Annotated in this window: 25 protein-coding genes, 1 tRNA gene and 1 other RNA gene; 5 read left to right on the plus strand and 22 right to left on the minus strand. The window is 37.5% G+C overall.

Features of this window, described 5'->3' with window-relative positions:
* The 13 genes from Q0162_RS00095 to Q0162_RS00155 form a co-directional block, all read right to left on the minus strand.
* Positions 1–968: SPOR domain-containing protein (locus Q0162_RS00095; protein ID WP_297887147.1), on the minus strand; the 968-nt coding region annotated here is incomplete at its 3' end.
* A gap of 22 nt (positions 969–990) precedes the next feature.
* Positions 991–1,062 (minus strand) — tRNA-Arg (locus Q0162_RS00100).
* Positions 1,063–1,342: 280 nt separating this feature from the next.
* On the minus strand, positions 1,343–2,197 hold the full coding sequence (gene prmC, locus Q0162_RS00105; RefSeq protein ID WP_297887150.1) for a peptide chain release factor N(5)-glutamine methyltransferase: 855 nt from the start codon (positions 2,195–2,197) through the stop codon (positions 1,343–1,345).
* Positions 2,197–3,312 (minus strand): glucosaminidase domain-containing protein, encoded by a 1,116-nt coding sequence (locus Q0162_RS00110; protein WP_297887152.1) that lies wholly within the window; start codon positions 3,310–3,312, stop codon positions 2,197–2,199. The genes prmC and Q0162_RS00110 overlap by 1 nt, the downstream gene beginning before the upstream one ends.
* Positions 3,296–4,237, minus strand: a complete 942-nt coding sequence (locus Q0162_RS00115) for a 1-aminocyclopropane-1-carboxylate deaminase/D-cysteine desulfhydrase (RefSeq protein WP_297887154.1) — start codon at positions 4,235–4,237, stop codon at positions 3,296–3,298. Before Q0162_RS00115 ends, Q0162_RS00110 begins: the two co-directional genes overlap by 17 nt.
* A gap of 1 nt (position 4,238) precedes the next feature.
* Positions 4,239–5,210 carry a hypothetical protein gene (locus Q0162_RS00120; RefSeq protein ID WP_297887156.1) on the minus strand — a complete coding sequence of 324 codons (972 nt, stop codon included), beginning with the start codon at positions 5,208–5,210 and terminating at the stop codon, positions 4,239–4,241.
* The gene (locus Q0162_RS00125) at positions 5,203–6,444 is read right to left on the minus strand and encodes an ABC transporter permease (protein WP_297887158.1); all 1,242 of its coding nucleotides are present in this window, start codon (positions 6,442–6,444) and stop codon (positions 5,203–5,205) included. Before Q0162_RS00125 ends, Q0162_RS00120 begins: the two co-directional genes overlap by 8 nt.
* Before the next feature lie 112 nt (positions 6,445–6,556).
* Positions 6,557–6,959, minus strand: a transfer-messenger RNA (tmRNA) gene (gene ssrA, locus Q0162_RS00130).
* A gap of 155 nt (positions 6,960–7,114) precedes the next feature.
* Complete coding sequence (locus Q0162_RS00135) at positions 7,115–7,942, minus strand: universal stress protein (protein WP_297887161.1); 828 nt, start codon at positions 7,940–7,942, stop codon at positions 7,115–7,117.
* A 33-nt stretch (positions 7,943–7,975) separates the two neighbouring features.
* Entirely contained in the window at positions 7,976–8,833 is an 858-nt protein-coding gene (locus tag Q0162_RS00140; RefSeq protein WP_297887163.1) for a hypothetical protein, read from the minus strand.
* A 4-nt stretch (positions 8,834–8,837) separates the two neighbouring features.
* Positions 8,838–9,659, minus strand: coding sequence for a hypothetical protein (locus Q0162_RS00145; protein ID WP_297887165.1), 822 nt, complete (start codon positions 9,657–9,659; stop codon positions 8,838–8,840).
* 4 nt (positions 9,660–9,663) lie between these two features.
* On the minus strand, positions 9,664–10,548 hold the full coding sequence (locus tag Q0162_RS00150) for a hypothetical protein (RefSeq protein WP_297887168.1): 885 nt from the start codon (positions 10,546–10,548) through the stop codon (positions 9,664–9,666).
* Positions 10,549–10,552: 4 nt separating this feature from the next.
* Entirely contained in the window at positions 10,553–11,425 is an 873-nt protein-coding gene (locus Q0162_RS00155; RefSeq protein WP_297887172.1) for a hypothetical protein, read from the minus strand.
* A gap of 568 nt (positions 11,426–11,993) precedes the next feature.
* On the opposite strand from Q0162_RS00155, the gene rimP reads away from it, so the two are divergent.
* The 3 genes from rimP (at position 11,994) to infB (ending at position 16,647) form a co-directional block, all read left to right on the plus strand.
* Positions 11,994–12,461 carry a ribosome assembly cofactor RimP gene (rimP, locus tag Q0162_RS00160; RefSeq protein ID WP_297887175.1) on the plus strand — a complete coding sequence of 156 codons (468 nt, stop codon included), beginning with the start codon at positions 11,994–11,996 and terminating at the stop codon, positions 12,459–12,461.
* A gap of 10 nt (positions 12,462–12,471) precedes the next feature.
* Positions 12,472–13,704, plus strand: a complete 1,233-nt coding sequence (gene nusA, locus Q0162_RS00165) for a transcription termination factor NusA (protein ID WP_297887177.1) — start codon at positions 12,472–12,474, stop codon at positions 13,702–13,704.
* A gap of 78 nt (positions 13,705–13,782) precedes the next feature.
* On the plus strand, positions 13,783–16,647 hold the full coding sequence (gene infB, locus Q0162_RS00170) for a translation initiation factor IF-2 (RefSeq protein ID WP_297887180.1): 2,865 nt from the start codon (positions 13,783–13,785) through the stop codon (positions 16,645–16,647).
* Between the two features lie 55 nt (positions 16,648–16,702).
* On the opposite strand, the gene Q0162_RS00175 is transcribed toward infB, so the two are convergent.
* Together Q0162_RS00175 and Q0162_RS00180 are read right to left on the minus strand one after the other, a co-directional pair.
* The gene (locus tag Q0162_RS00175) at positions 16,703–17,407 is read right to left on the minus strand and encodes a LytTR family DNA-binding domain-containing protein (RefSeq protein WP_297887183.1); all 705 of its coding nucleotides are present in this window, start codon (positions 17,405–17,407) and stop codon (positions 16,703–16,705) included.
* A gap of 6 nt (positions 17,408–17,413) precedes the next feature.
* Entirely contained in the window at positions 17,414–19,990 is a 2,577-nt protein-coding gene (locus Q0162_RS00180) for a BamA/TamA family outer membrane protein (RefSeq protein ID WP_297887185.1), read from the minus strand.
* A 41-nt stretch (positions 19,991–20,031) separates the two neighbouring features.
* On the opposite strand from Q0162_RS00180, the gene Q0162_RS00185 reads away from it, so the two are divergent.
* Both Q0162_RS00185 and Q0162_RS00190 read left to right on the plus strand, forming a co-directional pair.
* Positions 20,032–20,760 (plus strand): RNA methyltransferase, encoded by a 729-nt coding sequence (locus Q0162_RS00185; protein WP_297887187.1) that lies wholly within the window; start codon positions 20,032–20,034, stop codon positions 20,758–20,760.
* 26 nt (positions 20,761–20,786) lie between these two features.
* Positions 20,787–21,836 carry a DUF6688 family protein gene (locus tag Q0162_RS00190; protein WP_297887190.1) on the plus strand — a complete coding sequence of 350 codons (1,050 nt, stop codon included), beginning with the start codon at positions 20,787–20,789 and terminating at the stop codon, positions 21,834–21,836.
* Between the two features lie 211 nt (positions 21,837–22,047).
* Here the strand turns inward: Q0162_RS00190 and Q0162_RS00195 are convergent, their stop codons facing one another.
* The 7 genes from Q0162_RS00195 to Q0162_RS00225 form a co-directional block, all read right to left on the minus strand.
* Positions 22,048–22,698 (minus strand): hypothetical protein, encoded by a 651-nt coding sequence (locus tag Q0162_RS00195; protein WP_297887192.1) that lies wholly within the window; start codon positions 22,696–22,698, stop codon positions 22,048–22,050.
* A 1-nt stretch (position 22,699) separates the two neighbouring features.
* Positions 22,700–23,113 (minus strand): DUF6884 domain-containing protein, encoded by a 414-nt coding sequence (locus tag Q0162_RS00200; RefSeq protein WP_297887195.1) that lies wholly within the window; start codon positions 23,111–23,113, stop codon positions 22,700–22,702.
* Positions 23,114–23,129: 16 nt separating this feature from the next.
* Complete coding sequence (locus tag Q0162_RS00205) at positions 23,130–23,528, minus strand: hypothetical protein (protein ID WP_297887206.1); 399 nt, start codon at positions 23,526–23,528, stop codon at positions 23,130–23,132.
* Between the two features lie 11 nt (positions 23,529–23,539).
* Positions 23,540–23,743 (minus strand): hypothetical protein, encoded by a 204-nt coding sequence (locus tag Q0162_RS00210; RefSeq protein WP_278636518.1) that lies wholly within the window; start codon positions 23,741–23,743, stop codon positions 23,540–23,542.
* A 73-nt stretch (positions 23,744–23,816) separates the two neighbouring features.
* Complete coding sequence (locus Q0162_RS00215; RefSeq protein ID WP_095901894.1) at positions 23,817–24,119, minus strand: hypothetical protein; 303 nt, start codon at positions 24,117–24,119, stop codon at positions 23,817–23,819.
* 24 nt (positions 24,120–24,143) lie between these two features.
* On the minus strand, positions 24,144–24,548 hold the full coding sequence (locus tag Q0162_RS00220; protein ID WP_297887217.1) for a hypothetical protein: 405 nt from the start codon (positions 24,546–24,548) through the stop codon (positions 24,144–24,146).
* A gap of 189 nt (positions 24,549–24,737) precedes the next feature.
* Positions 24,738–25,241: a hypothetical protein gene (locus Q0162_RS00225; RefSeq protein WP_203084437.1), complete on the minus strand. Its 504-nt coding sequence runs from the start codon at positions 25,239–25,241 to the stop codon at positions 24,738–24,740.
* Positions 25,242–25,307: the final 66 nt, after the last annotated feature.

Here is a 25,307-nt window from a genome sequence, read left to right on the forward strand (position 1 = left end):
GCAGGTTTAGCGGCTGCAGTAGCTTGTGCAGGTTTAGCGGCTGCAGTAGCTTGTGTTGGGGCAGACTCTGGTTTTATAGGTTTAGGTGATTCGGCAACTATATTATTAGTTTTAGGCTTTGCCTTACCTTTTTCTGGGGTGAGTGTAATTACCGGCATAGTGATAGGAGGGGTAAACACCGCTGCTTCACTAAGTTGCTGATTCAAACGCTCTTGCACCAAGCTATCGGTAACTACATATTGTTGTTCATCAGGGGTTCCATTAGCGAGTTTTTCGCTAAAGAGAGCGTAAGCACCATAAGCTAAAATTGCCAATCCTAACATTGCGACAGCGGTATATTTGATATATGGTCGCAGTTTAAAAATCTTTTTATTTTTAGTTGGTTCAGGGGGAGTTACTTTTTCAACTTCGGGTTGAGTGATAGGTTCTGCAGGTGCAGGCTGAGAAATAGGGCTTTCTATTGCAGCGAGAGATTTTTCTTCTGGAGGAAGGATTGATTGAGGGTCTATTGTAGGTTTGATTTGATTTTCGGCTATTTGGAGGTCGGAAGTAGGGACTTCATGAGGTACGAAAGGTCCCATACCGAAAGAGTCGGTAAGGTAGTTAACTTCGTTAGCGGGTTCAAATGAAACTCGTCCTTCACGAGTTTGTCGCAAAGTACCTATTTTATCTAGGACTAAGGGTTGTTCTTGCTGCAATATTCGTTTCCATCCTTCTACGGCAAGATTCACGTAGTCTTCTACAAGTTTATAGTCGATGCCGGATTGTTCTGAGACATATTTCATTAGCAGGCCGTCGTTAGAATTGAGGCTTGCGTTGAAAGTGATCTCGCGTTTAGGAGGGTCGAAAGTTCTATCGTCAGCCATTTTGGCTGATTTTCTATTAGATATAAATGCTCCAAACTTAGGTATGATTACACATTGATGTTTGTAGAGCAATTCTTCGATGTATACGTTTAAATCTTTCATAATCTTTACTGATTAAAACAAGTGGTCCTGCCAAGAATCGAACTTGGATCAAAAGTTTAGGAAACTTCTATTCTATCCGTTGAACTACAAGACCCACTCAGTAATTTTTGCAAAGGTAATACTTTTTTTTGAAATACCAAATTTTCAGTTTGGGCTCATAGGGTGTTCACGTTCATAAATTATTGGTGAATTTCACTAATTTACAGGATATTGAGGCTGTATTAGGACATTATTTCACGGCCTTTTAGTTGATGTAAGTATGTTGTAATACATTGTTGTAAACCAATGTTTTGTTATATAGAACTAAAGTTAATTACAAACTAATAGAGCTTGACAGAGGTCGTTGCAAGATAGCAATAAGGACTTTTTAAGGTTTATGATGGATAGCGGGCGCAAAGCATGCGATCGTTGCCAGAAAGGTCTTGTCGGATTGTGATTTGGGTAAAGTTTTTTTTGGTTAGCATCTCTTGCATTTCAGTTGCTAAATACTGATTGATTTCAAAAAATAAGGTGCCTTTAGGGGTTAGATATTGTTGAGCGAGAGTGGCTATTTGTTCATAGAACAATAGGGGGTGCTCATTGGGGACAAAAAGGGCTAAATGAGGTTCGTAACTAAGGACATTGTTGTGCATTTCAGATTTTTCTAATTCTCTTACATAAGGAGGATTGGAAATGATCACATCATATTTTTGAGGAAGTGTTTTAGTTTGCAAAATATCACATTGCAAAAACTCAATTTTTGTTCCGTTGCGCTTGGCATTGCGCTGTGCCACTGCTATGGCTTTAGGCGAAACATCTATAGCAGTTACCTGTGCCTCAGGCAAGGCTTTAGCTAATGAAACAGCAATACAACCGCTGCCGGTACCTATATCTAAAATGTGTAATGGAAGGGTTTTATCGGGATAGGTATGCAATACCCAATCTACTAATTCTTCGGTTTCGGGTCGTGGTATGAGGACATTCTCATCTACAAAAAAACGATTAGAGAAGAACTCAGTTTCGCCCAAAATGTATTGTATGGGTTTAGCTGTTTGTAATTCTGTAATCGCTTGTTGTATAGATTGTGTTATATTATCTAGGAGCAATGTATTTTCATCGGCTAATACATCGGCTGTTGAGCAGTTAGCATAGTGTTGTAACAGAATGAAATAAAAAGAATTGATTTCACTCTTAGGATACAACAGTTGTAGGCGGTTGTGAATAAGTACTTTTAGCTCAGCAAAAGTCATTAGTTCACACGGATTTGTTGTCCTACTTTTAGGTTGCTACTAGCTACGTCGTCAAAATTATTAAGTTTCATCAGTTGTTGTACAGGCACTTGCTGTTCACGTGCTATTTTATACAAAGTATCGCCTGTTTGCACTTGATAAAACACTTGAGCAATTGCCTCTTTTTTAACAGGACTCTCTTTAGCAGGTGCTGAAGCAGGTTTAGCCGCAGGAGCTTTAGGTGTTTCGGCTTTAGCTATAACTTTAGGTGTTTCTTTGACTACCGATTTTGGTGTTTCTTTGACTACTGGTTTAGCTATTTCCTTAACTACTGGCTGCGCTGCTGGTTGTGTAGTTTCTTTTGCTGCAATTTTAGGTGTAGGTGTTGAAATGACATCAGTATTGGGTATTTTGAGTTCTGCGCCCTTCATTGCAATTACCTGATTGTCGTACAGATGTAAGTTGAATTTCTTGATAAGAGCAATCAATTTTTTAGCATAGGCAGGATCGGTAGCATAGCCCGCTTTTTTGAGTCCGTGAGCCCACGCTTCGTAATCGGTAGGGTCTAACTCAAACAAAGAGCTATATCTACCGCGTTTTACCAAGAATTGAGAGTGATCTTCAAAGGATTCGTAAGCATATTTATAACGGCGGAAGCACTCGCTTTTCTCGTCGTCGTCGTGGGTAATAGTTTTGCCATTCCAAGTAGCGTGGCATTTGATACCGAAGTGGTTATTGCCATAACGAGCCAAGCGACCTTGCCCTGAACCACTTTCTAAGATACCTTGTGCCAAGGTGATACTTGCGGGAATGTTATAGCGTTGCATTTCCACCATAGCAATATCCTTGTAATCCTCTATATACTTTTGAGTAACCGCCCCTGTTACTTGCAAAGCAGGAGGCACCTCGTGGAAATCATCTTCCACGAAATCTCTACGATTGAGTTTTGAATCTGCCAAGGCTTTGTTCCTTTGTGCAAGCTCAGAATGGGTAGGTTTTTTTACCTCCACACGGGGTGTAGGTCGTTGCCCACGATAAATTACAGCATTAGAATTTTTTCCATTTCTATAATTCTGTTCAGAGCAAGATGATATTATAAAGAGAAATAGTAATAGCAAACTAAATCTTTTCATCATAATTCAATATACTTTTATGTTTTTTAATTCGTTCGTTGTTAAAGCCCTTAATTCCTTGTAAACCACCAGTATGGATGGCTAAAATGCGGGTATTGGGCGCAAAATACCCTTGCTTTGAGAGGGCAAAGATAGCAAAAATCATTTTACCTACATATATAGGGTCCAATAAAATTTTTGTTTGACTGTTAAAATCATTTAAAAAATCTACCAATTCGTCGTTCACTTTGGCATACCCACCGAAGTGATAATCGTGTATCAACTCCCAATTTGTTTTGGTAGTATATTGCTTGATTACCTCACTAAGAAATTTACCTTTGAGAGCAGGAAATCCTATGACTTTCTGATGATTAGCGCTTGCATTGATAAGCCCAGAAATCGTACCACCAGTACCCACAGCGCTACATATCACATCAAAAGCACTATCTTCGGGGGTAAGAATTTCTTCACATCCCCTCACAGCCAGCGCGTTAGTACCACCTTCGGGGGCTATATAAATATTGTTACCATAGCGTTTCAGGAGATTCTCCAAGAATTCGGGTGTATGCTTTTGTCGGTAATCTTCACGGCTGACAAATAGAAAATTCATTCCGCAAGATTTAGCAAACTTTAACGTTGGATTAACATCTATTTTAGAAGCTAATTCATCACCACGAATCACACCTATAGTTTTCAAACCTACAATTTGTCCCGCAGCAGCTGTAGCAGCAATGTGATTAGAATAAGCCCCTCCAAAAGTGAGGATGGTATCTTTGCCTTCCTCTTGTGCTTTGGCAATGTTATACTTGAGTTTGCGGAGCTTGTTACCCGACACAAAAGGGTGGTTCTTGTCCTCACGTTTTATAGTGAGGGTAATACCACTGGGCAATGGAATGTTTACTGGTTCATTTTCTATATGGAGGTTATTGAACATAAGAGGCACATTCATATCAATACACTTTAAATTCTGTTTCGCCTTGAGGGATATGTAATAAGTAGTCCAATTCAGCTCCTACCCATTTTCCTTCTCTTTTAAACTTACACAACAATGCAGAAGCTCCTCGAAAACTTTTGTCTTTCTTTTTGCTTTTTAAGCCTACTAATCTACCCTCTCCATAAAAAACTAACTCATAATTTTCTAATGGAAAGAATTCTAAATTATCAGCACCTGCAATGGAAATAAGTTCTTCCCATCCCTCTTGCACTTCTTCTTCATCAAAATATTGGGCAATGGCTTGGTCTTTCATTTTATTATATGAGAATTGAGCTATTTTGTCTAAATCACGCTCTTTAAATGATTTTTGAATCATTTGATAAGCTTGTAATACTTTTTGCTCCAAGAGTTTCTTATCAAAATTTCTTAAATCTTGACTATCTTTCCAGCCTTCTATTTTATAAGGCACATCGGGGAGCGTAAAGGCTACTGTTTGTTCAAAATATTCTTTACCTGCATATTTAAAAAAACCGTTTTCGTCCTCTGGAGTCTGATATATAAATAAATTACTTTGTTGTTTTTCTATTGAGAATCTATCAGTATTCTCATACGAATTTACTTTTAAATCTAATCCAGCTTGCAGATTCAACTTATTAACACTATCTCTTGGGTAGAGAATGATTTTTAATTGATTATTTTTTGAAAGAAGAAAAGGATTAATTCTTTCAGATGTTTTAAAAGACTCATTATTAAAGCTTTTAACAACTTTGAAATCATTAATGTAAATCTCAAAATTGCATACCCCATTAAAGTAATGCATCACATATTGGGGTTCAGATGGATAGTGTTTTACTTGTTTTGCAATCTCTTCTACGAGATTGTCGGCGGTGATGTTTGGATTTTGATTTACGGGGGTGGGTTGTGAACAGCTTTGGAAAGTTAGCAAAGCTACGCAAGCTAAAACGATGTTATGTACTATTTTATTCATATCTCAATGCTTCAACGGGGTCTAATTTTGAGGCTTTCATCGCGGGGTATAAGCCAGAAATTACAGATACTACTACTGCAATAATAATGGCTATTGCTATCACGCCCCAAGGAATCGTAAATTGGAATTTTACGGCTTTGGCTATTACAAATCCTAAACTGATACCCAAAACGATGCCTGTTACTGCCCCCATTTGTGCGATGAGTAACGTTTCAGTAAAAAATTGTAAGGTTATGGATTTGCGTTTTGCTCCTAATGCTTTGCGAATGCCTATTTCCTTGGTACGTTCGGTTACTGAAACGAGCATAATATTCAGCAAGGCTATGGAGGAACCTAAAATGGTGATGAGCCCAATTACAAAACCTGCAATAGTGAGTGTGCCTGTGATATTACCTATACGTTGCAAAAGGTCGTCGCTGCGTTCTATACCAAAATTATTGTCTTGTAAAGGCGCTAACTGACGAAGGTTGCGCATCACGACGATAGCATCATCTACCAGTCCGTCGAGTTGATCTTTACTTTGGGCGCTTATTTTTAATTGGAAATTAGGATTATCTACAGGAAAAGCGGCACGTGCAATATTTAAGGGAATGAACACTTGAAAATTTTCGTAGTTGCCAAAAGAAGAACTCTGCTCTTTGAGTACCCCTATTACTTTGAATTTATACCCTCGTATAGAAATGGTTTTTCCGATAGGATTTACATCTTTGAAGAGAGTTTTCTTAAAATCGGGACCTATGACACATACTTTGCTGTTGTTTTGGATATCAAAATCACTAAAATTGTGTCCTTCTTCTATTTCTAATCCTGAATTGCCAATATAGTACTCATCTGCCCCTATTACCACCGCTAACGGGTCGGTTTTTTTGTTTTCGTACTTCACTTCGGCTGCTGAAGCGACATTTATAGAAATGCTTGTTTTGGCAAACGGACTATTGAACTGTTCTTTGAAAGCAGTTGCCTCTTGATAAGTGATATAAGGATGAGGTTTTTGGGTAGTTCCGCTACCTTCAGCACGCTGAGTATACTGATAACGAGTTATAGAAAAGGTATTTGCTCCCATAGAAGAGAAGTTACCTTCGAGGGTATTGCGCAAAGCGGTAATCACACTGAGGATGCCCACCAATGCAGTAATACCAATAGCAATAATGAGCACGGTGAGAATAGTGCGCAATAGCTGTGCGCGAATGCTGTCGAGAGCTATTTTGATATTTTCACGAATTACGATCCACACGGTATGATTAGCAAATTAGAAAATTAGCAAATGATTTAAAAAAACAGAAAAAGGCAATCAATAACCTATCAACTTTTAATTGTTACGTGTTATCTATTGCCTGTTACTTGTTTAGTGGAGTCGGAGAGAATCGAACTCTCGTCCAAATAAGTCATCAAAGAGCTTTCTACATACTTAGTACTCGTTTGATTTTCATCGCAAAACTGACCGAGCACCGCCCATTTTGCGCTTAGCTTCCTAAAATTAAGAACCCTTAGCAGAAGCGTACTGCAGGTTCAATGTTGACTTTTATGGTGCCTCTTTACGAAACGCCGTCAACAAGGGCTTTTCAGAGACATCTCGCTTCCCTACCTTGTAGAGACTTAGCCAGCAATCTTACTAAACTTCAGATTAGGCAGCAAGAGCGTAGTTATTCTCGCCATTTAAAATTTTGAAATAGAGATTAACGAGCATTCATTTCACAGCTCGGTATGCTTACTGTTCAATGTCACTTACTGTCAAAACCGGTCGACCCCAAGTGTTCATTTATGTAATTTGGGTGCAAAGATACGAATAATTTGTAAATTAGCAAATTTATCGATTAGTAAATTTGTAGTTATAACAAACTTTGCCAGAGTTCGCAGCGCAATAAGCAATTGAAGACTTTGGCAAAGTTTATATTATAAAACTACTATTTCTCTAACTTAATAGTAAGCACTGGAGTACTTGAGTGATTTACAAGGTCGCTACTAATACTACCATTGAAGAAATGAGCTATACCTTTACGTCCATTAGGGAACATACAAATGAGATCTATATCATTTTCCTTTACATAGTTTAGAATACCAGTTTCTACACGAATATCGTTATACACATGAGTTTCGTAATGCTGACGAACACTCTCTGCTTCTTTAAGAAACTCTTCCATACGATGGTTGATTTCGTGAGTAGTAAGGAATTGATAAGGCGTATTCACATACACTAGATCCACTTTAGCTTCAAAAAGTTTGGCTAATTTCAACGCTTTTTCAAAAGGTTTTAAAAATCGTTTAGAGAAGTCGCAACCAAACATTATATGTTTGATTTTGAGTTTTTCGTGTGGATTTTTAATTACTAATACAGGTACAGAGGCAGAGCGAATCACTTTTTCGGCATTAGAACCGATAAAGAGTTCTTTTGCTCCTGAAGCACCGTTGGAACCCATAAACACAAGGTCGATATGGTATTTTTTCACTACATTTTCCACAGCTTCAGGCAAAGGCGAAGTTTCTACCAAATCAAGAATTTCTACATCGGTATTGAGAGTTTTGTGGAGATCGTTAAAGCGCTGTTTGGTGAGGTTGAGAAAATACATAGCCTCAGGCACAGACACTTGACTCTCGGTCATTAAGCGCACTGGCAATTCTATCGCGTGAAGCAAATAGATTTTAGCTTTGTGTTTCTTAGCCAATTCTATTGCTACGTGAAGAGAAGCGATAGACTTCTCAGAAAAATCGGTGGTTACTAAGATGTTTTTCATAAGACTTTATTTTTTTTAGTTATTAATTAAATTTTATGTGTTAGGAATAATTTTATCATTCTCGAATTTCAGACTATATGTTTTTTTATTACCTTCATTATCTTCAAAGAAAATCTCGAATTTTTCGCGAGATTCTATTATAGGCACTACATCTTCATCGCTGAAAGGAAGTATATAGGTATACTTAGCTATAACCTGCTTATTGTTCATTCTAAAAAGGGTAAGAGTGTTCTTGTTTTTTATAGCATAGAACGTATCATTTTCCCAATAATTACTTTGCCCCCACCCTGCTACTTTACCTAATAGCTGCCACTCTTTATTGTAAGCCAATCGCGGTCTATCGGTTCTAGAATAAATTTGAACAAAGAAACCTAAGTCTCCTTCTTTACTAATACCATATAGTTTTTCAAGAGATACTTCATAGATTTTATCATTGGAAAAGACAAATTTTTTGTGATAATATCTATCTTTATCTTCTCTAAATCCTTGTGGTTCTACCAAAGGTTGTTGTGCAACTATACGACCTACTCGCACCTCATTATCTCTATAGAAATTTACTTTTAGTTCCTCGGTATTGAAGTTACGTCCATCTATAATCACTTTTTCAGGAAGTGTTTCTTGATGTTGCGCTATAATCTTCTTGTTTCTAATCAAATAAAAATAGAAAGTATTTTTATATTTACCTATAGTATAAGTATTTTCAGGATCGGGATAACCTGATTCTTGACCTTGTATTTCTACCTCTTGAGGAATACCTAATTCTTTTTTAAATTCTTGAAAGGGGTCATTTTTATCAGTTATTTCTTCCTTAGGTTTGGAGGGTTCTTCCTCTTTTAGATGACAAGCTATAAAGGGGAATAGAAATATAGTGTATATTAGTATTTTTCTCATTGTTTCAATTATTTTTTTCTACAAGTTGTTCATTTTTGAGCACTAATATATAATTTTTCAGATGTCCATCCTTATCTCTAAAAATGATTGTTTTATTAGTGTTAGAAAACTCGGGGATAATTTCTTCTTTAGGAGAAAATGGTAGTTTTTTAGTATATTTAGCTATCACCCGCTGTCCTTCAACTCTAAAAAGTACTACTTCATTCTGTATATCAACTACAAAGTAATCCCAACCGTTTCTACTATCATTTTCAATTTGTGTATATGGATAGAAGAGACCTACATACGACCATTGAGGATCGTAGTAACGATATGGATCACTAGTAAGTCCAGGTGAACTTACAAGGTATCCCATTCCTTCATAAGCCTTAATAGTATCGATACTATCCACTTCTATAGCTGATATCTTATCACTTCCCATTACAAGATGCTCTTTGTAACAAGCCGGTTTAGAAATTCTAAATCCAGGTGACTCCACTGTAGGATAGTCTACTTTTAAAGATGCTAGCACTACACTACCACAATGCCTTACTGCTATTTTTGCTTCATTGAAATCAAACCATTTTTCTCGTATTTTCAGTTTCTGGGGCATCGTTTTTTCTCCTTGTGCGATGATTTTCCCTTTTTTAACAGTATAACAACAGAGAGTAGTTTTTCCTTTTACTTCAGCAACATACGTCATATAAGGATGGTAATAATCAGTATATTCAGCTTTTATCACCATATTTTGTTGGTTGGAGTTATTTTTCTCTACCTTAGAAGTAGCCTCTTCTTTTGTACAAGCTATCATTACTATTAAAACCAAATAGGTTACAAGTATTCTCATAGTATTATATATTAACCAAAATTAATTCTTTCCCTGTGAATTTGAAATAGTAATTCTTTTGATGACTAATATTATCTTCTTTATAGAAATATATTTGGACAATATCTTTTTCCACTTTTAAGCTAGGATAATAACCTGTTATTAGTTCGGGGAGAACTCCTATGTATTTCTTTACAAAAGCATTACCTTGATATTCCAAGAGAAGTATCTCGTGTTCATTTTTTAGGACAGCATATTTTTTATTAATATGATAACAATCATAGGTATAGATTTGCATAGGTATTTCACCCCAGAAATCCCAATTAGCATCATACAGCAATTGTTTATCCCTATTTCCTTCTATAGTTACAAAATACCCTAAGCCTTCTTGGTATTTTATGGAGGCTACTTTATAAGGCATATCTACTACTTTTACATTTTCGTCGTTTAAGATAACCTTTTTGTTGTATAGTTCATATTCAAAATCGCCGTCATCTTCGAACTGTACTTTTATAGTTGCTACGCTCACATATCCATTGACATACACAAAAGTGGGTTGTAAGCGTTTTGTATCCATTTGGGCTACTTTTTCACCTCTAAACGTTAAACTATCGGGAAGAATTTCTATGTGTTTAGAAAGCACTTTATAGGTTTGAGAATCATATTTATAAAAATAAAACGTATTATTGTGTTTCGCAAGCACATCGGAAGGAAAACCTATTCGAGGAATTGTTTGCTCTATTATCTCAGCTTCTATAGGAATATTAAGTTTTTCCTTTAACAATTCATCTTTTGTCTTTTCTTTTTTAGGTTCTTCTTTTTCTCCAATAATATCATTATTGTCCTTGGTATTACACCCTGAGAGTGCCAATATAGAAAATCCTACAATAAGTATATATATTTTTTTCATAGCATTATGTATTGACTAACATTAGTTCCTCTCCAGTAAATTTGAAATAGTAATTCTTTTTATTACCATTTTTATAAAGATAGATTAAAATTTCATTCTTTTCAAATTTTATTTCAGCAATACAATCAGTTTTCTCAGGAAGTGCTGCAGTGTATTTTTTTACTAATTTATTATTTTTAAATTCAAAGAAGATTACTTCCTTATCATTATTCAATACAGCAAATGATTTTTTACCAGAATAGGGATATTTATAAAAATACAAAGGCACTTTTCCCCACAAATTCCAATTGGTATCGTATAATAGTCGCCATTGATAATTATCTGCCATAGTAATAAAACAACCTATTCCTTCCATATATTCTATTTCTTGTATTTCATAAGGAATATCTACTACTTTTACGGCTTCATCACTCAAAACAAACTTTTTTGAATAATATTCATACTGAAAGCTGGTATGAGAAGGATTTTCTACAATAGCAAATGATACTCTAATACCTCCGATTGCAATGTTATTTTTTTGATATAGAATAGGTTCTATACGCTGTGTATTTATCTGACCTACTTTTTCACCTCTAAATTCTATATCTTCAGGAAGTGTTTCAATATGTTTAGTAAGAACTTTGTAATCACCATCATATTTATAGAAGTAAAAAGTTTTTTTATTTTTAGCAAGTAGATAAGATGGATAGCCCACTACACCAAAAGCTTCATACGTTATTTGAGCTTCAGCAGGAATACCAAGTTTCTCTTTTATAAACTCTTCCCTGGTTTTTTCTTTTTTAGGGTCTTCGTGAGGATTAGCAGGTTCTTCTTTAGCATTGCATCCCAAAAGAACTAACATAAAAACTCCTATCACTATGTTAAGTATATATTTCATTTTTATATATTTTATTCATTTTGATGAGGCAAATATATAACTTTTATTTTTTATTTGCAAGAAAATATTTCCTTTTTTTTCATTTAACTTTTCATTCCTTTGTGAAATCAGTCTTTTATTACGTTAATTCCTAAACTTTATTTTGTTGCATTACTCAAAATATAGTATATAAAGCTATAAAAAACTACATTCAACAACAAAAAGAAATAAATAATCTTTACAATTTTAAAAACTTTATAATGAGACTTTTGCATTAACCTCAACACTGTTTGATATATGAGAAATATAGGCGACACTATAAAAGCAGTAAAAAATATAGTCCCCCCTGTTATTTCAACCGCATTATTATACCTATCCCCGCCATACAGCCTGTTGCAAGCATCAATACTAATAAAACTAGAAGTTTTTTCATTATTTATATTGCTTTATAGAACTCCAAAACTACCACCTATTTATCTAATTTCCAAAACTTTTTTACTTTTTTTCTTGTTATTTAGAAAAATCGTTGTATCTTTGCCCCGAAAAACAACATCAGAGGGGACATTTAAGTCCCCTCTTTTTATAGAAAATGAATTTTAAAGACCAAGTTAAAGAGTTAGTAGATAAGGCTTTAAGCAATCACCCCGAACTCTTCCTCACCGATTTAACCGTGGGGGCTGATAACAATATACGCGTAACTATCGACGGCGATAAAGGCGTATGTATAGATGATTGTATAGAACTCAGCCGTGCTGTAGAAGGTGCTTTAGATCGTGAAACTGTGGATTTCGCTTTAGAAGTAACCTCTTTTGGCGCTACCGAACCCTTTGTAATGGAACGCCAATACACTAAAAACGCTGGCAGAACTGTGCAAATCACTACCCTCGACGGCAAAACTCACGAGGGGGTACTCAAAGGATTGCAAGAAGGCAAAGCCGTTCTCGAAACCGAAACCCGCGAACCTAAACCCGTAGGCAAGGGAAAAATCACTGTAAAAAAAGAGCAGCTTTTTGCGCTCACCGATATAAAAGAAACTAAAGTAATCATTAAATTTTAATTGAACGTATATGAATAGTCTTGAATTAATCGAATCATTCTCGGAGTTTAAAGATGATAAACTCATCAACCGCGAAACCTTGATGGCTATTTTGGAAGAAGTTTTCCGCAATACCCTTAAAAAGAAATACGGCTCTGACGATAATTTCGATATCATTATCAACCCCGATAAAGGCGACCTACAAATTTTCCGCAACCGCGTGGTAGTGGAAGACAATGCGGTTACTAACGACAACCAGCAAATCGCCCTTTCGGCAGCTCGCAAAATCGAACCCGACTTTGAAGTAGGGGAAGACGTTTCTGAAGAAATTAAAATTAATGACTTAGGTCGCCGTGCTATCTTGGCATTGCGCCAAAACCTCATCTCTAAAATTCACGAATACGATAGTATGACTATCTATCAGCGTTTCAAAGACTTGATAGGTCAGCTATACGTAGCCGAAATTCACCATATCCGCCACAAAGCCATTATCTTGCTTGACGACGAAGGCAACGAAATTATCCTTCCTAAGGAAAAACAAATCCCTTCCGACTTTTTTAAGAAAGGCGAACACGTGCGCGGTATCATCGAATCGGTAGAACTAAAAAGCACTAAACCTACCATTATTATGTCGCGTACCTCTCCGGTGTTCTTAGAGCGCTTGTTTGAACAAGAAATTCCAGAGATTGCCGATGGTCTCATCACTATTAGCAAAGTAGTGCGCATTCCAGGTGAAAAAGCCAAAGTAGCGGTAGATTCATTTGATGAGCGCATCGATGCAGTAGGGGCTTGCGTAGGAGTACGTGGTGCCCGTATCCACGGGATTGTACGTGAGTTAGGCAACGAGAATATCGATGTATTGCCATTCACTAACAACCCACAGCTGCTTATCACCCGTGCCTTAGCACCTGCACGTGTATCTTCAGTAATTATCAACGAAGAAGAAAAACGTGCCGATGTATATTTGGCTAACGAAGAAGTATCTAAAGCTATTGGTAAATCAGGGTACAATATCCGTTTGGCAAGTCAGCTTTCAGGTTATGAAATCGATGTATATCGCGAAGGAATAACCGAAGAAGATATAGAACTCACTGAGTTCAACGACGAAATCGAGCAATGGGTAATTGAAGAACTCCAAAAAGCAGGTCTAGACACTGCTAAAAGTGTACTCGAACTTTCGACCGAAGAATTAATGCAACGCACCGACCTTGAAGAGGAAACTATAAAAGAGGTATTACAAGTGCTTTCTGCAGAATTTGAGTAATTTAGGTAGTGGTAACAAAAAAAAGGCAATTGACAATTAGTAATTGTCAATTGCTAATTGATAATTAAAAACATATATATGAGCGAGGGAAAAACAATAAGAATTAACAAAGTTTTAAAGGATTTAAACATCTCTTTGGCAACAGCAGTGGAAGAACTCAAAAAATACAAAAATATAGAAATTGAGGAGAATTTGAACACTAAAATTACCGAAGAGGCTTTTGAGTTCCTTTCAAACAAATTTAAAGCTGACAAAAATAAGCGTGCGGTTTCTAAAGAAATTGTAGAAGATAAACGCAAAGAGCGTGAAGCTATCCGTATGGAACAAGAGAAGGAAAATCAAGAAAAACGCAAGCAACAAGAACAAGAAGTGATTCGTGCCAAAACACAATTGGCAGGACTCAAACCTGTAGGCAAAATTGACCTCGACGGGGGTAAAAAAGAGGAAAAAATACTCCCTGCTGAAACTACTCCTAAAACCGAAGTTGTGAGCACTCCTCCTACTCCTATGGAACCCGTAGTAGTAAAAGATGTAGAAGTAAACAAAACTACTCCTGCTGAACCTGCTAAAACCAAAGAAAATAAAGATCACAACCATAAAGACCACAAAGACATCAAAAAGAAAGAATCCCCTAAACCCGACGCTCAAAAAAATAAAACTGTTTATCAAAACCCTTTGACGCAAACCACTACCCCGCCTAAGAAAAAGGAACAACAATACACTAAACCTAAAGAGGAACCTACTCCTGAAATTCCTATTGGTGTGATTGAAACTCAATACCAAAAACTCACTGGGCCTAAAGTGGTAGGTGAGAAAATCGACCTCAGCCAATTCGAGAAAAAGAAGAAAAAACGCAAACGCAACCGTCATAAAGACAAAGAAAAAGAGGCTCAAACTACTAATAGTACTATTGGAGCTACTGCCGACAGCGAAAAACGCAAACGCAAACGCATTCGCAAAGATGAAGTGAATGTAACCAAAGGTGGCGACACTGCGAAAAAAGAAAAGAAAAACAAGATTATTACCAAAATAGAACCTACTGAAGAAGAGGTACAAAAACAAGTGCGCGAAACCCTCGAACGCTTGCAAGGAAAAGGTACCAAATCTAAAGGAGCTAAATACCGCAAAGAAAAACGCGAAACTCACCGCCAAAAAGCGGAACAAGAACTCGCAGAACAAGAACAACAAGAAAAAATCTTAAAAGTAACCGAGTTTGTTACCGTAAACGAATTGGCTACAATGATGGATGTGCCTATCAACAAAGTTATTGGAGCTTGTATGTCACTCGGCATTATGGTTACTATGAACCAGCGTCTTGATGCTGAAACCCTCTCTATCGTAGCCGATGAATTTGGTTATGAAGTGGAATTTGCAACTGCCAACATTGAGGAGGCTATCCATACTGAAGAAGATCAACCTGAAGATTTAGTGCCTCGTGCGCCTATTGTAACCGTAATGGGTCACGTAGACCACGGTAAAACATCACTCCTCGACTACATTCGTAAAGAAAATGTGATTGCAGGTGAAAGTGGGGGAATTACCCAGCACATTGGAGCTTACGGGGTGAAACTCGAAAGCGGTGAGCGCATCACATTCCTCGATACCCCTGGTCACGAAGCCTTTACCGCTATGCGTGCTCGTGGTACTAAAGTAACCGACATCGCTATTATTGTGGTAGCTGCCGATGATGATGTGATGCCACAAACTAAAGAGGCAATTAGCCACGCTCAAGCGGCAGGAGTACCTATCATCTTTGCAATCAACAAGATTGACAAACCTAATGCTAACCCCGATAAAATTAAAGAACGCTTGGCAGGTATGAACCTACTTGTGGAAGAATGGGGTGGTAAAATACAATCACAGGACATCTCAGCTAAACAAGGTATTGGTGTTCCTGAACTATTGGAAAAAGTACTCTTAGAAGCTGAAATCCTCGAACTAAAAGCAAACCCTAACAAGCCTGCTGTAGGTACTGTAGTAGAAGCTGCTCTCGACAAAGGTCGTGGTTATGTATCTACTATATTGGTAGAATCAGGAACTTTGCGCGTAGGTGATTATGTACTTGCAGGTACTAACTCTGGTAAAATACGCGCTATGCACGACGAGCGCGGTAGAAAGGTGAAAGAAGCTGGTCCTTCTACTCCTATTTCTATCTTAGGTCTCGACGGAGCTCCTCAAGCGGGTGATAAGTTCTATGTATTTGAAGACGAGAAAGAAGCTAAACAAATAGTAGCCAAACGCGCTCAGTTACAACGCGAACAATCGGTGCGTACACAGCGCCACATCACCCTCGACGAGATTGGACGACGCATTGCCCTTGGCGATTTCAAACAGTTGAACATCATCCTCAAAGGGGACGTAGATGGCTCGGTAGAAGCGCTCACCGATTCATTCCAAAAACTCTCTACCGAAGAAATTCAAGTATCTATCATTCACAAAGGTGTGGGTGCTATCACCGAATCGGATGTATTGTTGGCTTCAGCCTCTGATGCTATTATTATTGGTTTCAACGTTCGACCAATGACCAATGCACGTGCTTTGGCAGAAAAAGAATCTATCGATATCCGTACCTACTCTATTATCTACGATGCTATCAACGATTTGAAAGATGCGATGGAAGGTATGCTTTCACCAGTGTTCAAGGAAGAGGTTACTGGTACAGTAGAGATACGCGAACTCTTCAAGATTTCTAAAGTAGGAACCATTGCGGGCTGTATGGTAACCGATGGTAAAATCTACCGCAACTCTAAGGTACGCCTATTGCGCGAGAATGTGGTGATTTATACCGGCGAACTTTCTTCACTCAAGCGTTTCAAAGACGACGTAAAAGAAGTGAGCAAAGGTTACGATTGTGGTTTGCAAATTAAGAACTACAACGATATTCACGAAGGTGATGTAATAGAAGCCTTCCAAGAGGTTGCCGTTAAAAAGACTCTTAAATAATAGAATCATAAATAACAAATAAAAAGCTGTTTAAACGATGTTTAAACAGCTTTTTTTATAACTTAATCTTCTCGAAAAACGCCTCTTTGCAGTGTTCGGCAATAGTGATGCGCTGTTTGCCAAATACTACTTGGTTGCGCTCTACCACTTCCACTTTATCTAAGGCTACAATAAACGATCGGTGTACGCGCATAAACTGCTCAGGGGGTAATTCTTCTTCTAATTTCTTTAAACTCATCAGAGTGGTGATAGGGGGCGTATCGCCAATGAGGTATATTCTCACATAATCTTTTAGGCTTTCTATATAAAGAATATCACTATAAAGCACTTTCACTTGTTTGTAATCGGTTTTTACAAACATATAATCAGGTACTTCGGTGAGTTGAGGGGCAGTAGTTTCGGCGAGAAGTAAGGCTTTTTCTACCGTTTCCAAAAACTCGGAGTAATCAAAAGGTTTGAGCAAATAGCCTATCGCATTTACTTTATACCCTTCTAGGGCATACTGATCAAAAGCTGTGGTGAAAACGATTTTAGAAGCTGTAGGGAGCTTTTTAGAGAGTTGCAAGCCATTGAGTTCTGGCATCTGTATATCCATATAGATAAGCTCGGGAGCTGGGTGGTTGTGCAGAAATTGCAATACCTCTATGGCATTGCTAAACTTCCCTATAAGTTGCAAGGAAGGAGTTTTCTTCACATAACTCTCTAAAAGACAGAGCGCCATAGGCTCATCATCTACTATAATACACGTAAGCAGTTGCATATTCGTTTAGAAAGGATAGTTAATACCAAAATTAAATACAGTTTCCTTGATTTTGAATTTCTTTATCCAGCGGCTACCTTCAGACTCAGCAGGATCGTAGGTAGGAATCCCCATATCAAGGCGGATAACAAAGAAGTTGAAATCGTAGCGCAACCCTAAACCTGTACTTAACCCTATATCTTTCAGCGATGAAAAATTCTTAAATTTATTTTCTTCAAAAGGTGTGTTATCAGCTACATTCCAAATATTCCCTGCATCGGTGAAGAGTGCCCCTTTGAGAGCTCCTAAGATAGGAAAACGATATTCCAAATTGAGGGTAATCTTCATATTTGCCTCGTTGTAATCCAAAATCGACTGACTTGACCCTGGACCCAAACGATAGGCTTTCCATCCACGATTATCGGTAGTACCTCCCGCAAAATAACTCTGTGAGAAGGGTATATTATCGGAATTCCCATACGGAATTGCTATCCCTAAAAACGAACGAAACGCTAAAGAACTCTGTTTGCCAATAGGAAAATGCTTGATAAAATCTACTTCAGCTTTGGCATATTGGGCGTATTCCACCCCGAAGAGTTTATTTTTAGTACTACCATCGGTATTTACCACCTTATAAGTTGCTGTAATAGCATTGAGCAAACTACCTGCTCCTTCTATTTTGAAACGGAGTTGAGAGAAATCGCGTTCAAAAAACTGTGATTTGCTATTGAGGATATACGTAAAGCTACTTGCCACGATAAAGTCGTTGTTAGTAATACGGTTATATCGCTCCAAAATACCAAATAAAGGCAATACATCATCAGGTTGGACAGTTATTGTTCGATTAAAAATATCTTCTAAGAATTTGAATGTACCTTCGCTCGGGGTAAGATTTCCTCTACCATCTACATATTGGCCGCCTAAGCTATATTTGCGAGCAATATCGTTCAGTTTTTCATACGTACTTTGATAAATATTGAAAAAGTTACCAGGGTTGATATTGTTCACGTATTGTACGTTTATCAAATCAAAAACCACCTTATTCTTTTGGTTACGTGGGTTCCACACATAGCGCAATAAGCCCGAAGTAGTGCGTTTGTCGAGTCCTATATTAGTTTGGTAACTCGTACCTCCCTGCAAAATAGTTTGAGGGGTCATATAGTGAGGAATGAGCTTACGGGTATTCAGAGGGAAAACGATAGAGGGGAAAATCAGACGGATATCACCACTCACTTCCGAAGTGTTAAAAAATCGTGTATCCTTAAGTGTAGGCTGTGAAGCAAAAGTGCCTTGGAAATTCAGTTCTAAAGTTTCAGCCCCTCTAAACACATTGCGCGCTACAAACGAAGTTCCTATTCCAAAACCAATAGCTTCAATTTCCGAACGCTTGATCTCATTAGTAAGGCGCAATGAAAATTTATCCATAGACGATAGATATATATTTGCATCAAGTTTGTTTTGCAAGGTATCATTGGCGGGGTATTTAAACTCCATATTAGGATAGCGAAACACACGTAAGTTGTTGAATTGCCGATAGGTATTACCTCGCTCTATATCGGTGTAGATAGCTCCTTTTTTAAGCCCTGTTGCGTGGTACAACACTCGCGGACGATAGCGGAGTTTATCCTTATAGTAAATAAGCATATCGCGGTACTGCAAAGAGTCTAAAGTACTCTTATCTACTTTGTTGTCGTAATCGGTGTAGAGGCGTACTTTATTGATGTGATGTATTTTGTATTTTTTACTAGTAATCACATCGCCATCGCGTTCTATAAGGTCTCCTATATCAGTGGTTACTTGTAGTTTAGTATCTTTTTTAGCTGTAACTGTATCACGTACAATTTGGAAGTTGATGGAACTCTGCTGGAAGGTATAAAAACCATTGTTGCGGAAGAGTTCGTATAGGCGTGAACGCTCATTGCTAAAATCGCTAAGCTGATAAGGCGCCCCCGATTTGAGGAAAGTTTTTGATTTGTACAATTGGTAAACCGAATCAATTTCGGGGGAAGTGATTTTGGTTTTGAGGCTATCCAAATAGTAACGCTCGCCCGTAGTGATGTTATAGCTCACTTTGGCTTGTTGTTTTTCCTCTTTAGGAAGGGTAAAAATACTATCGGTTACTTTGTTGTTAAAATAGCCTATACTCCGGAAGTAAGCCGCCAATTGTTTGGTAGATTTATGCACACGGGCTGTATCGAGCACGGCAGGAGCTTCGCCTATGCGTTGCAATTGGTGGTCAATACCCGATACTAAAAACGATTTCTGGAGTCTGCCCACCTGTTTTTCAGACAAGAGTCCTTTGAGAAAACGATGCCAACCTGGGTGTGTGTCAATCCATTGAGCGAAATCTTTTTCGGCATTAGGATTGCCCAAATTGTAGATATACAAACTGATGGGCATTCCTAAAATATACGAATTAGGCTTTTGTAACACAAAATTGTTTATCTTTGCATCGTCGGTTTTAGCGCCATTTACGTACACGAGATTTTCTCTGAGCAAATGGCGGTCTTTAGGCACACGCTTGGTAGCATCGCACGCCGAAAGTGCAACCACTAAAACGAGTAGCATACCGATAAGGCTTAGTGGGGAACGCGTATTTCTCACAAGTTTTTGTTTTTTAGGGCTCAAAAATACACAATTATTTTATGCTTAGCAAAAATCAACTCAAATTAATTCAGAAACTACAACAGAAAAAATATCGCAACGAGCTGAATCTCTTTATAGTAGAGGGAAAAAAGAGCATTGTGGAATTTCTGCAAGCAGGCTACCGATTGGAACTGCTCATCGCCACCGAAATGTTTGCCGAAGTTCTTAGCCATCACCCTATCACGCTGGTGAGCAAAGAAGAATTGAGGAAAGTGAGTGCTCTGAAAAACCCTGATGAAGGTTTGGCAATTTTTCACCAACGCAAACACAAGGGCATACTGCAAGAGGGGATAATTCTCGCTTTGGACAACGTACAAGACCCTGGTAATTTAGGGACACTGATACGCCTCTGCGACTGGTTTGGCATCGAAACTTTGCTCTGCAACACCCAAACCGTAGATTGCTATAACCCCAAAGTAGTGCAAGCCACTATGGGCTCACTTACCCGTGTAGCGGTGCATTATGTAGATTTAGCGGGATTTTTGGCTACTTGTAGTCTGCCCGTATATGTAATGGATTTGGAAGGTGAAAACCTCTACACTACCGAATTTCCCAAAAATTGCGTACTTATCTTGGGCAATGAAGCCAATGGGATAAGCCCCGAAGTGCGCGCCTTAGCGAATAAGGCAATCACTATTCCGCGTTTTAGCAAACACCAACAAACAGAAAGCCTAAATGTGGCAATGGCAGGAGCGATTGTTTTAGGGCAGGTAAGAGGTAAGAGTTAACAATTAACAATTAACAGGTAAGAAATATGATAGAATTACTATTTTTAGTTGTATTTGCGATATGCTTTATACTACTATTGCGCAAATTTGTACCTATATGGCAGATTATCATAGCAGAATTTTATTTTGTTACATTTTTACTGTTCCTTTTATTTTCAGGAGAGGAACACCCTTATTACGAAGCAATTGACCCTGCTGGACTTGAAAGTTATGAGTTTATTGCTAGCAAACACGAACTGATATATATGATATTTTTTGTGTTGTATCATATTTCCCTGCTACTACTTTGGCTTCGCAAATCAGCTTTGCCACCACTTATTTTAGCATTGGGATTGTGTGTGCTCTATATAGGGTTATTTTTTAACGGGATACTCATCTTGCAACTTTTAGGCTCACAAGAAGGTAATGAAATTTTAGTTTGCTTCCCTATTTTCAGTCTGTTAGTAGGTTTAAGCATCATCATTCGCACGCTCTACGATTTGCCTAAAAATCTATCTTTTAGTACTTCTAAATACCAATGGCTCAATAAAATAAACGAAAAACTCTCTACAAAAAGCGCTCTGTTTTGCTCCTCGGTAATAGCTATATTGCCTGTGTTTGTGCTCATTACCTTAGTACTGATGCTCTTTGGAGATGATTATGATGCTGTGAGCAAAGCACTAACCGAGACTACTACTTGGGGGTTCTCACAACACGACCACCCACCGCATTTACCCCACCAAGGGCATTACCTTTGCACGGTAGCTGCCTGCGGGAGTCCGCAATTAGTAAAACCTTTGCGCTGGGGGATACGAGGCAAGCAGCGCATTATCGTAAACCGACAGTTGCAAATTGCCAACGCTTTTGAAGAACTCATCGCCGACCTCTCCCCTACCCTACACCGCTTTATACGCAAGAACTATGACCGCTATGGTTACGACCTCTCTAAAAAAATCAAAAGTCGCTGGGCTTCCAACCTCACTTATATACTGATGAAGCCTTTAGAATGGGGATTCCTACTTTGTCTATACACCTTTTGCTTACGACCAGAGGAGAAGATTAGAAGACAGTACTCAGGGGATAGAGGTAAGAAGTAAGAAGTAAGAGAGGGGTTAGGATATAGGAATTAGGGGATAGAAGCTAGGGTGTAAGTATTTAATTATCAATTATTAAGTATAGTTAATAGAAATATTGCAAATAAAGAACCACCGCTGAGCGGGTAAATGCACAGCGGTGGTTTTTGTATAAAAAATTGTGAGAGAAAATAACGTGTTAGGGTTGGAGGGTAAAGACAATTAGCTTTTTACCTTATACTAAGTCTTTTAGTTTTTCAAATTCTTCGTTGTTGAGACTTTGTTTATACAATTCATTCACTAACCAAAGTCCGCTTTCTCTAATCTTTTCATTAGGAGAATAACTACCTAACCAATTTTCAGAAGGTGTTATTTCACCTGCTTTTGCAGCATTGGAAAGAGTAGAAATGATTCTGCTCTCCCAAAAAAGTCGGTCGTCTTTAGTTTTTACTTCAAAAACTACAAAAGAGAGATTTTGCTGTATATATTCACTAATTCGCTTTTCTAAAGCCTTTTCAAAATTTACATCCAGCAAGTGTGCATACTTTTGTTTACCTTCCCTTGAGGTAGTATCGTATTCCCATTTTTCAGCATAAGGATGATGAGGGTCATCTTTGCGCAATAAACTACGCCCTATATTTTTTCTAAAAATACTTCTATTCTTATTTTCTTTTACAAAATGTTGTTTCAAGCGAGAATAGAGTTGGTTATCTCCTGTATGAGTACCTACTCTGATGATTCTATCACAATCATTAAATTTTTCACCTTTCTCAAAGATGATATAAATACCATTAGTAGGAATTTCGTTCTTATTTGCTTCAAAAGGAAAAGTAAAACGCTTTTGCGCGTTAAATAACTGATGTAATTGTACTGCTAATGAGTTCATTTTAAGCTGTTTTATTCGTTAGAAACTGTAGTCGTTCACCTATTTTCATTCCTTTTAAGGGAAGTTCGAGATGTTTAAGCTGAGATTGGATAGGCGTGAGATAGTTCTCCCCTGCCAAAATCACAAAAGTATCTTTTTCTAAATTTGCCACTTGTTTAAGTTGCTCCACTACTTTTTTACCCCATTCTGTTTTTTCCTTTTTACTCATTGTATTGAGAGTAAGGTTATATGGGGCGGTTACTTTATCAAGAGGGAGCAGATGATGTAGTGCCGATAATATGTAAATTGCATCGGGTTTTAGTTTTTTAGCATAAGCTAAACTTTTTACAAATAAAGGGCTTTGGTATAGTTCCTCTGCTTGGATAGGCTGAGGAGCTTTCTTTGAAACACAAGAGATTAGTACTATTTTTTTCATAACCTAATAGTATCTATTACTTTAACTCATTTATAATTTTACGACCAAATTGCTGAGTATTCCAAGTATCTTGATAATCTATTTCAAATTCCTCAGCGATTTTTCTTAAAACTTCCTTAACTGTTCCCTCGTAGTGATGTCCACAAATAAGAGTATTATTTTTGTTTATATACAAACAATCTTCTCCTCCCACGATGGCTTTAGGGTCTCCCAATGTATCAAGTATCTTTTTAGCGAACCATTCTATGCCATTTTCAACGGCTGTATCTTGATGAAATTTAAGCCCGTTTTCACCTGCTATTTTATGCAAAATTGCGGTAGTTACTTTTTGTTTTACATATACTTCTACAGCATTATTGTCATACAAAACGACTACATACTTTCCTTTAGCTGCTATTTCTTTATATTTTTTCATTGTACAAATATTTATTTTTTCTTTCTTCCTTTCTTTTTGCTTGTGCCAAATAGGACTCCCAATAAGGTTGCTCCTATTTTGCGTTCTACCCCTTGGCGAGAAGTAGGCACTCCTATTCTGCGAGAAGCTTTACTGCGGAGTGCTGTAAGTCCTACTACACGTTTCCACGAAAAAGAGAAGCCTGTTCCTTTTAAGATACTGCTAAATAGTCCCATAAGTTGATTATTTAATATTAACTTTGCCTAAGTTTAGAACTCAGGCAAAGTTGAAAAAAAGTGTGTATTGCTATTATACTAATTTCTTAATGAGTCGTGACAATACGCCGCCTTTCTTTTTATTTTTTTCTTTGGCTTTACGGGCTTTTTCCATTCTTTCGGCTATAGCTTTTCCTTCTTTGGTACGAAGGTCTACTTTGCCGTCAGCCTTTCTTTTTACACCGCTTGAAGCTGTAGTTTTCTTGTCGGATTTTTTAGCTGCCTTTTCTTTTTCTTTTTTAGCAGCTTCACGAGCTTTCTTTGCTCTTTCTACCATTTCTTTGTATTCAGTAGTTCTTTTATCTACTTTTCCAGTTGCTGTTTTTTTAAGTGCCATAGTTAAAAAATTTAAGGTTATACATTAGGCTTCGATTTCTAAATCATCAGCTTCTTCCACAAAATCGTCAAACAATTCGCTTGCTTTTTCATCGTCTATGCCAAGTAGTTCAGCAAAAGCAAAATAGTTTTCCATCTCGTCGGCAGTAATCACACCATCGGATGCTAATACTTGCAAGCTAATAAGCAATGTAGCTTCTTTTTCACCAGCTTTCACAGCTTTAGCAGCTTCCTCAAGATAAGTATCGAAATCATCATCACTGAGTTTTTCTATTTTTTTGAAAGCGGCTTCTACTTCTTTTTCTAGGTCTTTGAGTTCGAGTTCTTCAGCCAAATCGGCTACGCATTCTTGTGCAATTTCATCGTAAGCTCCTTGTGCAGTTGCAGCAGCAGCGATGAAAGGAGCTATAGTTTTTGATTTAATTCCCATAATATTAGAATTTTTAAGTGTTAAAAAAATGTTTTATTTAAGTACGATAAACTCCATACGTCTATTTTCATCGGAGTTGGGGGTTATTAGTGTTTTTTGTTTGCTACTTCCAAAACTTCATAGCTGAGGCGACTCTACTTTTTGTACTTCTTCAGTAAGAGAAATGGTTTGAGTAGCAGCAGGTTTTTCTTATTTATTGGTTAATAAAAAATAGGCGATTCCTGCTAAGAGTACTAACAATACAATCCACACCCAAAAAGGAATTCCTTTTTTACCACCTTCATAAGTGATTGCATACCCTACTTTGTAGTTAGGGTCGGTTTTAGGAAGGTCGCCTACTTGAGCTGTGATGCCATATTGTTCGGCTTTTTGTTGTAGTTTAGCAAGGCTAGGAGCTGTCCACATTTTGCAGAAAGCAATTTTATTGCCTTTTACTTTTAACCATTCACCATCTTGGGTAAAGCAAGCTTGGTCTTTTTCAAACCATTCATTTCCCGCTTTTTTCTCAGCCTCAAGGTCTTTAGTAGTGTAGAATAGTTCACCTATCCCTGCATCGGGGCATACACTACTTTTTGCGAATATTTGTTTTAGCTCACTTAGGGTTGTACTAGGGTACATTTCTAAATAAGCAGCAATAATACCAAGGGCTGTTCTGTTCTGTGTTCTTCCTGTTACAAGAGCTTTTTTTGCCATTTTATTTTTTTATTTAGTGTTAGTATGTTTTAGTGTTTTTTTTAGAGAGTGCCTAAAAATAGACAC

Origin of the sequence: uncultured Capnocytophaga sp. (genome assembly GCF_937936315.1) — a bacterium.
GTDB lineage: Bacteria > Bacteroidota > Bacteroidia > Flavobacteriales > Flavobacteriaceae > Capnocytophaga.

Excerpts from the sequence above, each read along its gene's own strand:
- Q0162_RS00200 (WP_297887195.1), bottom strand. The coding sequence starts at position 23,113 with ATGAAAAAAATAGTACTAATCTCTTGTGTTTCAAAGAAAGCTCCTCAG.
- Q0162_RS00110 (WP_297887152.1), bottom strand. The coding sequence starts at position 3,312 with ATGATGAAAAGATTTAGTTTGCTATTACTATTTCTCTTTATAATATCA.
- Q0162_RS00150 (WP_297887168.1), bottom strand. The coding sequence starts at position 10,548 with ATGAAAAAAATATATATACTTATTGTAGGATTTTCTATATTGGCACTC.
- Q0162_RS00155 (WP_297887172.1), bottom strand. The coding sequence starts at position 11,425 with ATGAAATATATACTTAACATAGTGATAGGAGTTTTTATGTTAGTTCTT.
- rimP (WP_297887175.1), top strand. The coding sequence starts at position 11,994 with ATGAATTTTAAAGACCAAGTTAAAGAGTTAGTAGATAAGGCTTTAAGC.
- Q0162_RS00195 (WP_297887192.1), bottom strand. The coding sequence starts at position 22,698 with ATGAACTCATTAGCAGTACAATTACATCAGTTATTTAACGCGCAAAAG.
- Q0162_RS00140 (WP_297887163.1), bottom strand. The coding sequence starts at position 8,833 with ATGAGAAAAATACTAATATACACTATATTTCTATTCCCCTTTATAGCT.
- Q0162_RS00145 (WP_297887165.1), bottom strand. The coding sequence starts at position 9,659 with ATGAGAATACTTGTAACCTATTTGGTTTTAATAGTAATGATAGCTTGT.
- Q0162_RS00120 (WP_297887156.1), bottom strand. The coding sequence starts at position 5,210 with ATGAATAAAATAGTACATAACATCGTTTTAGCTTGCGTAGCTTTGCTA.
- Q0162_RS00175 (WP_297887183.1), bottom strand. The coding sequence starts at position 17,407 with ATGCAACTGCTTACGTGTATTATAGTAGATGATGAGCCTATGGCGCTC.
- Q0162_RS00205 (WP_297887206.1), bottom strand. The coding sequence starts at position 23,528 with ATGAAAAAATATAAAGAAATAGCAGCTAAAGGAAAGTATGTAGTCGTT.
- infB (WP_297887180.1), top strand. The coding sequence starts at position 13,783 with ATGAGCGAGGGAAAAACAATAAGAATTAACAAAGTTTTAAAGGATTTA.
- prmC (WP_297887150.1), bottom strand. The coding sequence starts at position 2,197 with ATGACTTTTGCTGAGCTAAAAGTACTTATTCACAACCGCCTACAACTG.
- Q0162_RS00190 (WP_297887190.1), top strand. The coding sequence starts at position 20,787 with ATGATAGAATTACTATTTTTAGTTGTATTTGCGATATGCTTTATACTA.
- nusA (WP_297887177.1), top strand. The coding sequence starts at position 12,472 with ATGAATAGTCTTGAATTAATCGAATCATTCTCGGAGTTTAAAGATGAT.
- Q0162_RS00215 (WP_095901894.1), bottom strand. The coding sequence starts at position 24,119 with ATGGCACTTAAAAAAACAGCAACTGGAAAAGTAGATAAAAGAACTACT.
- Q0162_RS00185 (WP_297887187.1), top strand. The coding sequence starts at position 20,032 with ATGCTTAGCAAAAATCAACTCAAATTAATTCAGAAACTACAACAGAAA.
- Q0162_RS00225 (WP_203084437.1), bottom strand. The coding sequence starts at position 25,241 with ATGGCAAAAAAAGCTCTTGTAACAGGAAGAACACAGAACAGAACAGCC.
- Q0162_RS00115 (WP_297887154.1), bottom strand. The coding sequence starts at position 4,237 with ATGAATGTGCCTCTTATGTTCAATAACCTCCATATAGAAAATGAACCA.
- Q0162_RS00220 (WP_297887217.1), bottom strand. The coding sequence starts at position 24,548 with ATGGGAATTAAATCAAAAACTATAGCTCCTTTCATCGCTGCTGCTGCA.
- Q0162_RS00210 (WP_278636518.1), bottom strand. The coding sequence starts at position 23,743 with ATGGGACTATTTAGCAGTATCTTAAAAGGAACAGGCTTCTCTTTTTCG.
- Q0162_RS00135 (WP_297887161.1), bottom strand. The coding sequence starts at position 7,942 with ATGAAAAACATCTTAGTAACCACCGATTTTTCTGAGAAGTCTATCGCT.